The sequence below is a fragment of the Lacinutrix sp. MEBiC02595 genome (assembly GCF_053601555.1).
Genome location: NZ_JBSHNU010000200.1, coordinates 22637 through 37600, shown reverse-complemented (window position 1 = coordinate 37600; position 14964 = coordinate 22637). Strand labels below are relative to the sequence as shown.

The following is a 14964-nucleotide window of genomic DNA, read 5'->3' as shown; positions in this document are numbered from 1 at the left end:
ATGCACAAAAAAAAGACCTGTCAGGTTTGATAAATAAAACAATAACTAATTAAATAGAGATTCCTGTTTTTGCAGGAAGTTGAGATGGAAAAATTTACAACATTACAGTCTAGAGCAATTCCGTTACAAATTGAAAATGTCGATACCGATCAAATTATTCCTGCGCGTTTTTTAAAAGCGACAGATAAAAAAGGCTTTGGAGACAATGTTTTTAGAGATTGGAGATATAAAAAGGACGGATCTATAAACACAGAATTTGCACTTAATAACGAAAATTACTCTGGAACCATTTTAGTCGCTGGAGATAATTTTGGATGTGGTTCTAGTAGAGAACATGCAGCCTGGGCTTTAACCGATTATGGTTTTAAAGTAGTAGTTTCTAGTTTTTTTGCAGACATCTTTAAAGGAAATGCTTTAAATAATGGTTTGTTACCTGTTCAGGTTAGTGAAGTGTTTTTAAAAGAATTATTAAATACTATTGAAAACAAACCAGAAACAGAAATAATCGTTAATTTAGAACTACAAACCATTTCGGTAGCTGACACTAATTTATCGGAAGCTTTTGAAATTGACGCATACAAAAAAACCTGTATGATAAATGGTTATGATGATATTGATTATTTACTAAGCAAAAAAACAGTCATTGAGGCTTTTGAAAATGCAACTAGTTAACACGTGCGTTAGCGATTGCAGTGGCATCCTTTTTTGAGGCACGAAAAAAAGATATAACGAAAAGCGCGACCACACGAAGCTTTAGCGCAGTATGGTAACGCCCAAACAAAATAAAAATTAAGATTTCCGTTTTCACGGAATTGAAAAAAATAGCAAAGATGAAATTAAAAATAGCAGTTTTACCAGGAGATGGTATTGGTCCAGAAGTGACAAAGCAGGCAATAAAAGCTTTACAAGCAATTGCTTTAGAGTTTGATCATTCGTTTTCATTTACGCAAGCTTCTGTTGGCGCGATTGCAATTGACGAAACAGGAAATCCGTTGCCAGAGCAAACATTAGATTTATGCGAGGTCTCTGATGCTATTTTATTTGGTGCGATTGGAGCTCCGAAATACGATAACAATCCAGATGCAAAAGTGCGTCCGGAACAAGGTTTATTGCGTCTACGTAAATCTTTAGGTTTATACGCAAACATTAGACCTGTAAAGGCTTATGAAACTTTACTGGATCAATCGCCATTAAAAAGACACATCATAGAAGGTACAGATATTAGTATTTACAGGGAATTAACTGGCGGTATTTATTTTGGAGAAAAGCATTTGAGTGCAGATGGTAATACGGCTTCCGATTTATGTTTATACACAAAACCTGAAATTGAACGTATCGCACATTTAGCTTTTAAAGCTGCAGCAACTAGAAGAAATAAAGTGACTTTAGTGGATAAAGCAAATGTTTTAGAAAGCTCTAGACTTTGGCGAAGAGTAGTTACTGAAATCGCAAAAGAATACCCAAAGGTTAGCTTAGATTTCTTATTTGTAGATAATGCTGCGATGCAAATGATTTTAAACCCAAAACAGTTTGATGTTATTTTAACAGAGAATATGTTTGGTGATATTATTAGTGATGAAGCTAGTGTTATTGGCGGTTCTATTGGTTTATTAGCTTCGGCATCTGTGGGAGACAAATATGCCATGTTTGAGCCTATTCACGGTTCGTACCCGGAAGCTACAGGCAAAGGTATTGCAAACCCGATTGCCTCTATTTTATCTGCTGCCATGTTATTAGATCATTTTGGTTTATCTGAAGAAGCCGATCTTATTAGAAAAGCGGTTGAAAAATCATTACTCCTTAACATTACAACACCAGATTTAAATACAGAGTATAGCAATGTAACAACCTCTAAAGTTGGAGATTTTATTGCGGACTACATTTCGAACCCTAAAGATTCTAATCTTAATTTTAATAATATACATTTAGGTCAATCTACTATCATATAACACATGTCTACACAACCAAAACTAACAAGATTTAATCAAAACGTACTAGCAAAATACCAGATATACAATAGTATTTTCATGACTTTGCCTTTTGATTCTATTACAAAAACAGGTGTTTTATTGCCATTGTTTCATGAAACTTGTAAAAATGGTTTTGAAAACGGAGAAGACCCAACAACAATTGTAAATACGTTTTTCAAAAAATATCAAGCACGAAGATCCTCCGACAGTCAAATTAGTTTACTCTTTAAATTTATTCAATATATCGAACGTCAGGTAGTATTATTTGATGCTATTGAAGACGCTGCATTTCCTGTGGTGAATAACATGGACGGTATTGGCACTTTAAGAAGTTTAAAGGAGACCGCTTCTGCGGAAGGCAAACTAGAAACGCTTCAAAAATATTTGGAAGAATTTAAAGTCCGAATTGTTTTAACTGCGCATCCTACACAATTTTATCCAGGTTCTGTTTTAGGAATTATTACAGATTTAACCGAAGCTGTCAAAGAAAATGACTTGCTAAGAATTAATGATTTATTAGCACAATTAGGAAAAACGCCTTTCTTTAAACACACAAAACCAACACCTTATGACGAGGCAGTAAGTTTAATTTGGTATTTAGAGAATGTGTTTTATAAATCCTTCGGAAGCATTTACGATTATATTCAACAAAATATTTTTGACGGGAAACAAATAGATAACGACATTATAAATATTGGCTTTTGGCCTGGAGGAGACAGAGATGGAAACCCATTTGTAACTCCAGAAATAACACTTAATGTTGCTAAAAGATTGCGAGAAACCGTAATTAAAAACTACTATAGAGACGCTAGAAGATTAAAACGAAAGCTTACTTTTCATGGTGTTGAAGAAAAAATTGGGGCTTTAGAAAAAGAACTTTATAATATAATTACCAATAAAGAATCGAACTTAACGGTAGCATATTTTACTTCCGAATTAAAAGAGATTAAACAAGTTATTATAGATAAGCATCAGTCGCTTTATGTGTCTGAAGTGAATAGTCTTTTAAATAAGATTCACCTTTTCGGATTTCATTTTGCGAATTTAGACATTAGACAAGATAGCAGAAAGCACGACCAATTCTTTAAGGATATGGTGGATGCTTTAATTACAAGCGGAAGCGATATTTTCCCGAAGAATTATCACGATTTATCAGAAACAGAACAAATACAAATCCTATCTAAAGTAGAAGGAAACGTAGATCTTTCTTTAATAAAAGACGAAGAAACGCTAATGGCTTTAAAAACAATGCAAGCCATTAAAACCATTCAAGAATCTAATGGAGAAAAAGCAGCAAATCGCTATATCATAAGTAACAACCAGACTACTTTAAATGTCATGCAATTGTTTGCGATGTTAAAACTAGTTGCTTTTCAAGATACATTAACGGTAGACATAGGACCACTTTTTGAAACGATTACAGACCTAGAAAATGCGCCTGCTATTATGGAAGCGTTATATACAAATCCAGAATATGCCGCACATTTAAAAGCTAGAGGCAACAAACAAACCATTATGCTTGGTTTTAGCGATGGGACAAAAGATGGTGGTTATTTAATGGCAAACTGGGCTATTTATAACGCCAAAGAAAACCTAACAACCATTTCTAGAAAATATGGCATAACCGCTATTTTCTTTGATGGCCGCGGTGGACCTCCTGCTCGTGGTGGTGGAAAAACACATAATTTCTATGCGTCTTTAGGTCCAACTATAGAAGATAAAGAAGTACAATTAACTATACAAGGACAAACTATTAGTTCTAATTTTGGGACTTTAGATTCTTCGCAATACAATTTAGAACAACTTATTACTTCTGGAATTCATAATAGTTTTAGCGAAACCAGTTTAAGCATGCTTCCAGAAAACAGAGAAGTAATGAATGATATTGCTAAACTGAGTTATGATGCATATGTGAAATTTAAAGCACATCCTAAATTCATTTCGTATTTAGAACACATGAGTACTTTAAAATATTATGCAAAAACAAATATTGGTAGTCGCCCTTCTAAAAGAGGAAAAGCAGAAGGTTTAGTTTTTGAAGATTTAAGAGCAATACCTTTTGTAGGATCTTGGAGTCAATTAAAACAAAATGTTCCAGGATTTTATGGTGTTGGTACTGCATTAAAAAAATATGAAGACGCTGGTGAATTTGATAAAGCACAGCATTTATTTAAAACATCCGATTTCTTTAAAACATTAATAGAGAATAGCATGATGTCTTTATCTAAATCGTTTTTCGATTTAACGAAATACATGTCTGAAGACACTGAATACGGAGAATTTTGGAAAGTAATATACAACGAGTATGAAACATCAAAACGCCTTATACTCAAACTTACTGGCTATAAAGAATTAATGCAGGAAGAACCTGCAGGAAAAGCATCTATTGCCGTTAGAGAATCTATTGTTTTACCATTATTAACGATACAACAGTTTGCTTTAAAAAAGATTCAAGAACTTGAAAAAGCAGAAGTTAGAGATGAAGAACAAATTAAAATCTATGAAAAAATAGTAACGCGTTCCTTATTTGGAAATATAAACGCAAGCCGTAACTCTGCCTAACCTAAGTATTTTATTGTTAGTCTATTTATAAAAACCTCGAAACATTACGTTTCGAGGTTTTTTCTAACAAACAATTAAACTAACTAAATGAATACGCATTCATTCTAAAGTCAGGATATGCATTCCTACCATATTTACAAACATTAAGAACTTCTATTTCTGAAACCGTATTCCTAGTTCATTATTGTAACAGGATTAAAGCGGACAACTAAATAAAACCCCTAAAATGAGTAACGTGTTTACTATTAGAAAACACAAGTAGCAACACGACCTAAATACTTTTAAATTAATGTAATTAAAAAACCTCGAAACATTACATTCCGAGGTTTTTTCTAACAAACAATTAAACTAAATAAATTAATGTTCATTCATTCTAAAGTCTGGATATGCATCCATACCGTGTTCATGAACATCAAGACCTTCTAACTCTTCTTTTTCTGAAACTCGTATTCCTACTATTTTCTTCATGGTAAACAGGATTAAAAAGGACGACACTATACATATTGCAGCATAAGAAACGACACCTATAAGCTGACTTACAAATTGTGCTCCACTAGCCAATTCTCCAAAAAGACCAACAGCTAATGTTCCCCAAATACCACATACTAAATGTACCGCAATTGCTCCAACTGGATCATCTAGTTTTAATCTATCAATTAATGCTACTGCAAAAACAATAATAGATCCTGCTATCGCTCCAATTATAATAGCATCTGTTGGACTCATTTGATCTGCACCCGCAGTAATTCCAACTAAACCTCCAAGAATACCATTTAAAAACATGGTTAAATCTAAATTTTTATATAATAATGTAGATACTAATGCTGCTACTACTCCACCAGCTGCTGCTGCCAAACATGTAGTTACCAAAGTTAAAGATGTTAATCCTGGATCTGCAGATAATACAGAACCACCATTAAATCCAAACCAACCTAACCAAAGTATTAAAACTCCAGCTGTTGCTAATGGAATATTATGTCCTGGAATCGCTTGAATCTTACCATTTTTAAATTTCCCTATTCTGGATCCTAATAAACACACAGCTACTAAAGCTGCCCATCCACCAACAGAGTGTACTAATGTAGATCCTGCAAAATCATAAAAAGGAGTTTCTAATGTTTGTAAAAATCCGCCTCCCCATTTCCAAGAACCTGCAATTGGATAAATTAATCCAACATATATAATAGCGAATATCATAAAAGGTCCTATTTTCATACGCTCTGCAACTGCTCCAGAAACTATAGTCGCTGCTGTTGCTGCAAACATTCCTTGAAATAAGAAATCTGTCCAATACGTATATCCTTCACTGTACGTTAAATCTAATGCTCCTTCTGCTGTTAAAGGGGAATCTAATCCGAAACCAGCAAATCCTAAAAACCCATTAAATTCTCCTGGATACATTAAATTAAAACCAACTAAACAGTATAATAATAACCCAATGGTAATTATAAATATGTTTTTAAAAAGTATGTTAATTGTATTTTTTTGTCTTGTTAACCCAATCTCTAAAAATGCAAAACCTAAGTGCATAAAGAAAACGAGTGCTGTACAGATCATCATCCATACATTATTTATAGTAAGTAATTCCATGTTTTTTTTTTATTTTAAAGTGTTTCCTCCTTTTTCTCCTGTTCTTATTCTGTAAACGTCATCGATTTTCGAAACGAATATCTTACCATCCCCAACTTCACCAGTTGACGCAGCTTCAAGAATAGCTTTGATAGTAACTTCTTCAAAATCGTCGTTAACTACAATAGATAAGTAACGTCTTTGGATATCGCTAGTGCTATACGAAACACCTCTATATACATGTCCTTCTTTTTCGTTACCAAGTCCTGTAACATCCCAATACGAGAAGAAGTTTACGCCTACTTCATGCAGCGCTGTTTTTACCGCAGAAAACTTAGATTTTCTGATTATTGCTTCAACTTTTTTCATATAAAATTTGCTTAATTTATTCTACCACAGCAGAAAATTTGTTAGTTATTATTTAATTAAAACTGGTAAATAGCAGCCATCGTAAATGCAGCAAAACTCTTCGTGCTTTCTAAATCACTATCTGCATACACTTCTTGCGAATTGCTATCTAATCTTAATTCTGGTTTTATAGTTAAACTTTCGTAGGTATAACTTCCTGTTAACGTAAGCGCAAGTACATCTTGATCATCTACAGAAGTATCCGCATCACTTAACCAATCAAAGTATTCTCCTCTTAAACCAATAGAGAATTTATCGGATGCAGCAAACTGCGGATAGATAGCAGCTCCCATAAAACCTTCACCATCATTATCTGCATACGCAGCATTTAATCCTAAGTAGAAAGAATCAGAAACATCAAATCCACCGGTATAATCAATTTCAAAACCTAAAACCTCATTATCATCATAATAGAAGTTTAAAAATTGTCCCGAATATCCTAATTGCGCACCCAAGGCATAACCTCCAATGTAATTATTGTTAACATCTGTTGGGTTCATAACCGCCACCATTAAACTAAAATCATCTGATAAAGCAAAGTCTGCCTTTAAACCAACATGAGAGAATGGTCCACTAGAAAATAAATACGAAGTACTGTAGTTAAAATTTCCTGTTGGAGAAATTACCTCATAACCTAAATACGTATTAAAACGCCCTAAAGTTAAAGTGGTACTTTCTGTAACATTCCAATACGCATATAATTGATTTAAATTATAACCTCCTATAGCAGCATCTCCTCTTGGCCCAAAAACTAAGTCTGCAACAACTCCAGTTTTCCCCCCTTCATACTTGGCAATAATATTTGCCATACCTAAAGCAAAACCAGTTTCATCTGCGAATGAAGTTCCAAAAGATTGAAAGGCATCACCGTCGTCGCCAAAAATAGCTTTATCACTGGAAGTTAAATTTGTTTGATAGTATGCATCCACACTTCCTTCAAAAGAGAACTTTTTTTCCTTTGTTTCTGTTTCGGTAGTTTCTGTAACTTCTTGTGCAGAAATATATGATGTTGTTAATAGCATAGCAGAGAGTAATAATTTTTTCATAAAGTATATGTTTTAGTGGTTATTAGAATTCCAAATCTATATTAAAAACAAATCAACCCCTAAACTTTAAGGGGTGAAATAGTCATTTTTATCAATAAACCATTTTGAACCCTATTTTTTATAGGGTAAAATAAAATAATTATGTTTTTATTGATAAATCCATATTCGCAAAAAGTGATATTATCAACAATTTTGAATTTTTGATAAATTATATTCATCTTTTTCATATTTACGAAAACGTTTTCGCAAAAAAAGCTTATTTTCACTACACATTATTCATTGCTTATTTATTAGTATTCACTCATATTATTACCGAATTTTCATTTAGAACGAACTTAACTAGGGATATGAGAAAAGTGTTTCCTGCTTTTTTTTTATCAAACAATAGCTTCTATATTAGAGATATAATAAGGCTCTAAAAGCCTTTAAATTTTACTCATTATGCTTAAGAAACAAGGACTTTATTTACCAGAATTTGAACACGATAATTGTGGTGCGGGATTTATATGCAGTTTAACAGGAAAACGATCCAACGACATCATTCACAAAGCACTTGAAATCTTAGTGAAATTAGAGCATCGTGGCGCAGTAAGCGCTGATGGAGTTACAGGTGATGGCGCAGGTATTTTAATAGATATACCACATAAATTTTTTAAGATTTTTTGCGAGTTTGATTTACCTGAAGCTGGCGAATATGCAGTTAGTAATGTATTTCTTCCTAAAAAAGAAAACCAACGAGAATATTGTATTGGCATTTTTGAAAAAGAAATACAAAATCAAGGTCTTAAATTAATAGGCTGGAGAGACGTCCCTGTAAATAGCGATGTTTTAGGTAAAATCGCTAAAATAACAGAACCTTTTGTAAAGCAAATTTTTATAGGAAAGTCTAACGAAAAGCAAACAGAAAGAGAGTTCAACTTAAAATTATATGCTGCTAGAAAAATTGCAGAACACACTATATATGATTCTAAATTATCAGAATCTAAATTCTTTTACCTTCCAAGTCTATCTACCAAAATAATTATTTTCAAAGGCTTACTCATGCCAGAACATATTAATGAGTATTATCTGGATTTATTCAATTCGGCTTTAGACACTCGTTTAGCATTAGTACACCAACGTTTTTCTACCAACACATTTCCAACTTGGGATTTAGCACAACCTTTTAGATACATTTGTCATAATGGCGAAATAAACACCGTAAGAGGTAATGTATCGCGTATGTTTTCTCGTGAAGAAATCATGGAAAGCCCATTATTTGGTGAGGATATTAAAAAGATAATTCCGACTATCTTAAGAGGGAAATCCGATTCCGCAACCTTAGATATGGTTGTAGAATTATTATTAATGACAGGCCGCTCACTTCCTGAAGCCATGATGATGCTTGTTCCTGAAGCTTGGGAGAAAAACCCTAATATGTCGGATGCTAAAAAAGCATTTTACGAATTCAATTCTTGCCTGATGGAACCTTGGGACGGACCAGCTTCTATACCATTTACAGATGGTAATTTTATTGGTGCCGTTTTAGATAGAAACGGTTTACGCCCTTCTAGATATACGGTTACTAAAAAAGGAAATGTTATCATGTCTTCCGAAACCGGAGTGGTAGATATTAAACCTGAAAACGTAGAATTCCATGGTCGTTTAGAACCCGGAAAAATGTTTCTAGTAAACATGAGCGAAGGTCGAATCGTTAACGATGAAGAAATAAAAGAAGAAATTGCTTCTAAGTATCCGTACAGAAAATGGCTAGATGAAAATTTAGTACACTTACGAGATCTTTCCGCAAAACAAGGACATATTGAATATAACGAAATTGAATTAAAAAAACGGGAAGTTGTTTTTGGCTATACCGAAGAAGATTTAAATACCATCATTCGTCCGATGGCGCAACTAGGAAAAGAACCTATTGGATCTATGGGAAGCGACACGCCAATTGCGATTTTATCGGAAAGACCACAACTCATTTATAATTACTTCAAACAATTATTTGCACAAGTTACCAATCCGCCTTTAGACGGAATTCGCGAAGAACTAATTACAGATATCAGTTTAACTTTAGGAAGTGACGTAAACCTTTTCGATATTAACGCAGAGCATTGTAAAAAATTAAAAATACAGAATCCTGTAATTTCAAAACACGATTTAGACAAAATTAGAGATTATGATACGAATCCTGATTTTAAAGTCGAATCTATTTCGATGTTATATGAAGTAAATCGTGGACTAAACGAATTAGAAGTTGCTCTTGAAAACTTAGTAACTAAAGCCTCAAAAGCAATAGATGAAGGTGCAAACATTATTATTTTATCCGATAGATTTGTAGATGAAAATCACGCACCAATTCCTGCTCTTTTAGCATGTTCTTATGTAAATCATGCTTTGCACAAATTGAAAAAACGCTCCAGAATTAGTTTAATTATTGAATCTGCCGAACCTCGTGAAGTACACCATTTCGCTCTATTATTTGGTTATGGCGCAAGTGCTGTAAACCCATATATTGTAAACGAAATTGTTCAAGAACAAATTAACAATGCAGATCTTACTGATTTAGAATATTTAGCTGCCATTAAAAATTATAATAAAGCAGTGGGAAAAGGAATTCTGAAAGTAATGAACAAAATTGGAATCTCCACTCTAAACTCCTATCGCGGCTCCCAATTGTTTGAATGCATCGGAATAAATACGGCTACCGTTGAAAAATATTTCCCAAACACACCAACCAGAATTCAAGGTATTGGCTTAAGAGAAATTGAACAAGAAATTGTAAAACGTCATAAAAGAGCATTTCATAAAAACACAGAACCAGATATCGAAGTTGGTGGAGAATACAGATGGAGACGCGGACAAGAAAAGCACATGTTTAATCCATTAACGGTTGCAAAACTCCAAGAATCGGTAAGAACCAATAAAGCCTCTACTTTCAAAGAGTTTTCAGATTTAGTTAACGATCAATCTAAAAGTTTAATGACTATTAGAGGATTGTTTGAGTTTGATCAATTTGACCCAATTCCGCTAGAAGAAGTAGAACCTTGGACAGAAATAGTAAAACGCTTTAAAACGGGAGCCATGTCTTATGGTTCGATTAGTAAAGAAGCACATGAAAATTTAGCCGTTGCAATGAATAGAATTGGAGGAAAATCTAATTCTGGTGAAGGCGGAGAAGACCAAGAACGTTTCTACAAAAGCTCACAAGGAGATTGGAAAAACTCTGCAATCAAGCAAGTTGCTTCCGGTAGATTTGGTGTAACATCCAACTACCTAACAAGCGCGAGCGAAATTCAAATAAAAATAGCGCAAGGTGCAAAACCTGGTGAAGGCGGACAATTACCCGGACCAAAAGTAAATCCAGAAATTGCTAAGACAAGAAACTCCACTCCTTATGTTGGATTAATTTCTCCACCACCACATCACGATATTTATTCTATTGAAGATTTATCGCAATTAATTTACGATGTAAAATCAGCAAATAGAACAGCAAGAATCAATGTGAAACTGGTTTCCGAAATTGGAGTAGGTACCGTTGCAGCAGGAGTTGCAAAAGCAAAAGCAGATGTTATTTTAATCGCCGGTTTTGATGGAGGAACAGGAGCAACACCTTTAACTTCTCAAAAACATACAGGCTTACCTTGGGAACTTGGTGTTGCTGAAGCACAGCAAACTTTAGTAATGAACGACCTTAGAAATCGTATTGTTTTAGAATGCGACGGACAATTAAAAACGGGTCGGGATGTTGCAATCGCATGTTTATTAGGAGCAGAAGAATTTGGTTTTGCAACCGCACCTTTAGTAGCTTCTGGTTGTATTATGATGCGTGTTTGCCACCTAAACACTTGCCCAGTTGGTATAGCAACTCAGAATCCAGAATTACGTAAAAAGTTTAAAGGTAAACCGGAACACGTGGTTAACTACATGTATTTTGTAGCACAAGAGTTACGTGAAATTATGGCAAAACTCGGATTTAGAACCATCAACGAAATGGTTGGACAATCTCAAAAACTAAATAGAAACAAAGCGATTGACCATTATAAATCTTCAGGAATAGACTTAACACCTATTCTACACAAAGTAGAAGTTGCGGAAGATGTAAAATTATACAACACCTATTGTCAAGACCATAACCTGAATGTACATTTAGATTTTAAAATCATAAAACAAGCGCATCAAGCATTATTTAGAAGGCAAAAAACACATCTAGAAATGCCTATCACAAATGTAGACCGAGCAGTTGGCGCAGTAATAAGTAACGAGATTTCCAAAATTTATGGTGCAGATGGTTTACCAGAAGACACTATAGATATTCAATTTAGCGGTTCTGCCGGACAAAGTTTTGGCGCATTTGCTACCAAAGGATTAAAATTCACTGTCCACGGTAACACAAATGATTACTTAGGAAAAGGGTTATCTGGAGCAAAAATAATTATCAAAGTTCCCGAAAAATGTACCATTATTCCTGAAGATAACATCATTACCGGAAACGTAACTTTATATGGAGCAACCTCTGGTGAAGTGTATATAAACGGAAAAGCTGGAGAACGTTTTTGTGTTAGAAATTCTGGCGCAAAAGCAGTTGTAGAAGGTATTGGAGATCATGGATGTGAGTATATGACTGGTGGCGTTGCCGTTATTCTTGGGGCCGTTGGAAGAAATTTCGGAGCAGGAATGAGTGGCGGAGTTGCCTACGTTTTGGACCAAGACGACACCTTCCAACAAAATTGTAATGCGGATGATTTAAATATCGATCCATTAGACAACGAGACGGACATCCTTCAGTTGAAACAATTAATCGAAAATCATTTTGAAGCAACTGGAAGTCCGTTAGCGGAACGTATTTTAAAAGACTGGAACAAGTACCTTCCGAAGTTTAAAAAAGTATTACCAGAAGAATACAGACAAGCCTTAGTAAGATTAAAACAAGAACAATTAGAATTAGCGTAAATTATGGGAAAGATAACAGGATTTTTAGAGTTTGAACGCGAAAACGAAAGTTATATAGCGCCAGAAAAGCGTATAGAAAATTACAAAGAATTTACGATTCCGTTAAAAAAAGACCACCTGCAAGATCAAGGCGCAAGATGTATGGATTGCGGAATTCCGTTTTGCCATAGTGGTTGTCCGCTAGGTAATTTAATTCCAGATTTTAACGATAAAGTCTACAAAGGGAAATGGAAAGAAGCTGCTGAAATTTTACACAAAACCAACAACTTTCCAGAGTTCACTGGACGCTTATGTCCTGCTCCTTGTGAAGAAGCTTGCGTTTTAGGTATTAATGAAGATCCAGTAACCATAGAAAATATTGAAAAAAATATTGTAGAAACCGCCTTTAATGAAGGTTGGATTGTTGCACATCCTCCAAAAGTTAGAACCGAAAAAACCGTGGCTGTTATTGGCTCTGGACCTGCCGGTTTAGCTACTGCACAACAATTAAATCGCGCTGGACATAACGTTACTGTTTTTGAACGTGATGAAAAAGTTGGCGGTTTATTACGATATGGTATTCCAGATTTTAAAATGGAAAAGAATGTGATTGACAGACGTGTTGCGGTTTTAGAAGAAGAAGGAATTATATTTAAAACCAATGCTCATGTTGGCGTAAACGTGGACGCTACCCAATTAAAAGACGATTTTGACGCGGTTATTTTATGTGGTGGAGCAACGGTAAGGAGAAACATTCCTATACCTGGAGCAGATTTAAAAGGCGTGACGCAAGCGATGGATTTTCTTAAACTAAACAACCAATATGTAGATGGTTTAGTAGATTTTAAAGATGTAATTTCTGCTAAAGACAAAAACATCATCGTAATTGGTGGTGGTGACACAGGAAGTGATTGCATAGGAACTTCCAATCGTCATGGCGCAACATCCGTTACCAATTTTGAAATTTTAAGCAAACCTTCCGAAGGTAGACCAGCAAATCAACCTTGGCCATATTGGCCTATGAAGCTAAAAACAACTTCATCTCACCAAGAAGGTGTAGATCGTTTTTTTAGTATTTCTACTAAAGAATTTTTAGGAGACAAAAAAGGAAACTTAACCGGATTAAAAACCGTGGAAGTAGAATGGATTTTCACACCTGGAGAAAGACCACAACTTAAAGAAGTACCAAATACGGAAAAAGACTGGAAATGCGATATCGCATTATTAGCACTCGGATTTACAGGTGCTGAAAAAACGCTAGCTGACCAATTTGGTTTAAAAATGGATTTTAGAACCAATATCGAAGCAACTACCAAAGATTACAAAACGAATGTTCCAGGAGTTTTTGCCGCTGGAGATATGCGTCGCGGACAATCATTAATTGTTTGGGCAATCTCAGAAGGAAGACAAGCTGCATATCATATTGACACCTATTTAATGGGAGAATCTTGTTTACCATTAAAGGATGATAGTGATTTACCAAGGGTCTAGTTAAACTCATAAAATAATTCATCTACAACATTTACATTATGCTCCTTAAGCAAACGTATTAAAGATATCCATTGTGATTCTTTTAAACTGCTTGACTGAAATGAAGTAATACTGTAATCTTTGTAGATGATTTTTATGGATGGTTCTTTTTTTAATTTTTGCTCAAAACCTATTAACCTAACTTCATCTAGATTTATTTGAATTTTAGAATGTAAAAAAACATGGTTTTTTACTAATAAAAACTTACCATCTATAACAAAATAGTACGATTGAAAACCAAATACGAAAAGTGAAATAAGTGGAATCGCTAAAAGTACTAACACTCCCACAAAAGTCATAGAAGACCAACTATGCCATAGCATAAAACTAGACAAAACAATAAAAAAAACCATCAAACCCCCATTGAATGACATCTTAAAACTCCCTTTAAACACACTCTTATTAAATGGTTTAATTGATTCATTAGTATTATCATCATAGGAATTGGTAACTTTTAAATCCTTCTTATTTTTAAAATATCGTCTTAATGAAGGCATGTTTTTATAATACATTGAGAATAACTCTAGCACTTCTCCACTTTTCAAATGAATAGTAAGAGTATCTTCTTTTAAATATTGCATTAATATTTTTTCATATCTATTTTTAACAATAGAAACTTTTTTAACATCATTCCATGAATAAAATTCTTTTCCAAACACATTTTTAACTTCAATTCCCTTTTCAAAAAAAACATATTTCTTAAAAACTATTAAATAATGACGAATACTCCAGAATAACAGCAAGACAAACACCAAAACACACCAAATAGGAGTTTTATATAATGGTGCACCATCAATTGTCATTTCAACAGACAGAAAAGATATAATTGAAATTAAAAAAACAACAAACAAACTTGTGATTATTGGAAATACAACAACCTGTTTTATTGAAAATTTACTTGAAATAATTTTCATCAAATTTAATAAATATTTTAATTTATAAGTCAAGTAAAAACCATAAAC

Annotated in this window: 9 protein-coding genes; 5 read left to right on the top strand and 4 right to left on the bottom strand. The window is 33.9% G+C overall.

Going from position 1 to position 14964, the window contains the following annotated elements:
• Positions 1–84: 84 nt before the first annotated feature.
• The 3 genes from leuD (at position 85) to ACVCZW_RS05990 (ending at position 4532) form a co-directional block, all read left to right on the top strand.
• Positions 85–672: a 3-isopropylmalate dehydratase small subunit gene (leuD, locus tag ACVCZW_RS06000; protein WP_452231927.1), complete on the top strand. Its 588-nt coding sequence runs from the start codon at positions 85–87 to the stop codon at positions 670–672.
• A gap of 158 nt (positions 673–830) precedes the next feature.
• Positions 831–1949 (top strand): 3-isopropylmalate dehydrogenase, encoded by a 1119-nt coding sequence (gene leuB, locus ACVCZW_RS05995; RefSeq protein ID WP_452231926.1) that lies wholly within the window; start codon positions 831–833, stop codon positions 1947–1949.
• Positions 1950–1952: 3 nt separating this feature from the next.
• The gene (locus ACVCZW_RS05990; RefSeq protein ID WP_452231925.1) at positions 1953–4532 is read left to right on the top strand and encodes a phosphoenolpyruvate carboxylase; all 2580 of its coding nucleotides are present in this window, start codon (positions 1953–1955) and stop codon (positions 4530–4532) included.
• A 357-nt stretch (positions 4533–4889) separates the two neighbouring features.
• Here ACVCZW_RS05990 and ACVCZW_RS05985 read toward each other — a convergent pair whose 3' ends face one another.
• The 3 genes from ACVCZW_RS05985 to ACVCZW_RS05975 are packed head-to-tail and all read right to left on the bottom strand — an operon-like array spanning position 4890 to position 7555.
• Complete coding sequence (locus ACVCZW_RS05985; RefSeq protein ID WP_452231924.1) at positions 4890–6122, bottom strand: ammonium transporter; 1233 nt, start codon at positions 6120–6122, stop codon at positions 4890–4892.
• Positions 6123–6131: 9 nt separating this feature from the next.
• Positions 6132–6470, bottom strand: a complete 339-nt coding sequence (locus ACVCZW_RS05980; protein ID WP_452231094.1) for a P-II family nitrogen regulator — start codon at positions 6468–6470, stop codon at positions 6132–6134.
• 56 nt (positions 6471–6526) lie between these two features.
• Positions 6527–7555 (bottom strand): outer membrane beta-barrel protein, encoded by a 1029-nt coding sequence (locus ACVCZW_RS05975; RefSeq protein WP_452231093.1) that lies wholly within the window; start codon positions 7553–7555, stop codon positions 6527–6529.
• 441 nt (positions 7556–7996) lie between these two features.
• On the opposite strand from ACVCZW_RS05975, the gene gltB reads away from it, so the two are divergent.
• Both gltB and ACVCZW_RS05965 read left to right on the top strand, forming a co-directional pair.
• The gene (gene gltB / locus ACVCZW_RS05970) at positions 7997–12493 is read left to right on the top strand and encodes a glutamate synthase large subunit (RefSeq protein ID WP_452231923.1); all 4497 of its coding nucleotides are present in this window, start codon (positions 7997–7999) and stop codon (positions 12491–12493) included.
• A 3-nt stretch (positions 12494–12496) separates the two neighbouring features.
• Entirely contained in the window at positions 12497–13963 is a 1467-nt protein-coding gene (locus ACVCZW_RS05965) for a glutamate synthase subunit beta (protein WP_452231922.1), read from the top strand.
• On the opposite strand, the gene ACVCZW_RS05960 is transcribed toward ACVCZW_RS05965, so the two are convergent.
• Entirely contained in the window at positions 13960–14916 is a 957-nt protein-coding gene (locus tag ACVCZW_RS05960) for a hypothetical protein (protein WP_452231921.1), read from the bottom strand. The two genes, ACVCZW_RS05965 and ACVCZW_RS05960, sit on opposite strands and share 4 nt — an antisense overlap.
• Positions 14917–14964: the final 48 nt, after the last annotated feature.

Coding starts and splice junctions, on each gene's coding strand:
- leuD (WP_452231927.1), top strand. CDS start 85: ATGGAAAAATTTACAACATTACAGTCTAGAGCAATTCCGTTACAAATT.
- leuB (WP_452231926.1), top strand. CDS start 831: ATGAAATTAAAAATAGCAGTTTTACCAGGAGATGGTATTGGTCCAGAA.
- ACVCZW_RS05990 (WP_452231925.1), top strand. CDS start 1,953: ATGTCTACACAACCAAAACTAACAAGATTTAATCAAAACGTACTAGCA.
- ACVCZW_RS05985 (WP_452231924.1), bottom strand. CDS start 6,122: ATGGAATTACTTACTATAAATAATGTATGGATGATGATCTGTACAGCA.
- ACVCZW_RS05980 (WP_452231094.1), bottom strand. CDS start 6,470: ATGAAAAAAGTTGAAGCAATAATCAGAAAATCTAAGTTTTCTGCGGTA.
- ACVCZW_RS05975 (WP_452231093.1), bottom strand. CDS start 7,555: ATGAAAAAATTATTACTCTCTGCTATGCTATTAACAACATCATATATT.
- gltB (WP_452231923.1), top strand. CDS start 7,997: ATGCTTAAGAAACAAGGACTTTATTTACCAGAATTTGAACACGATAAT.
- ACVCZW_RS05965 (WP_452231922.1), top strand. CDS start 12,497: ATGGGAAAGATAACAGGATTTTTAGAGTTTGAACGCGAAAACGAAAGT.
- ACVCZW_RS05960 (WP_452231921.1), bottom strand. CDS start 14,916: ATGAAAATTATTTCAAGTAAATTTTCAATAAAACAGGTTGTTGTATTT.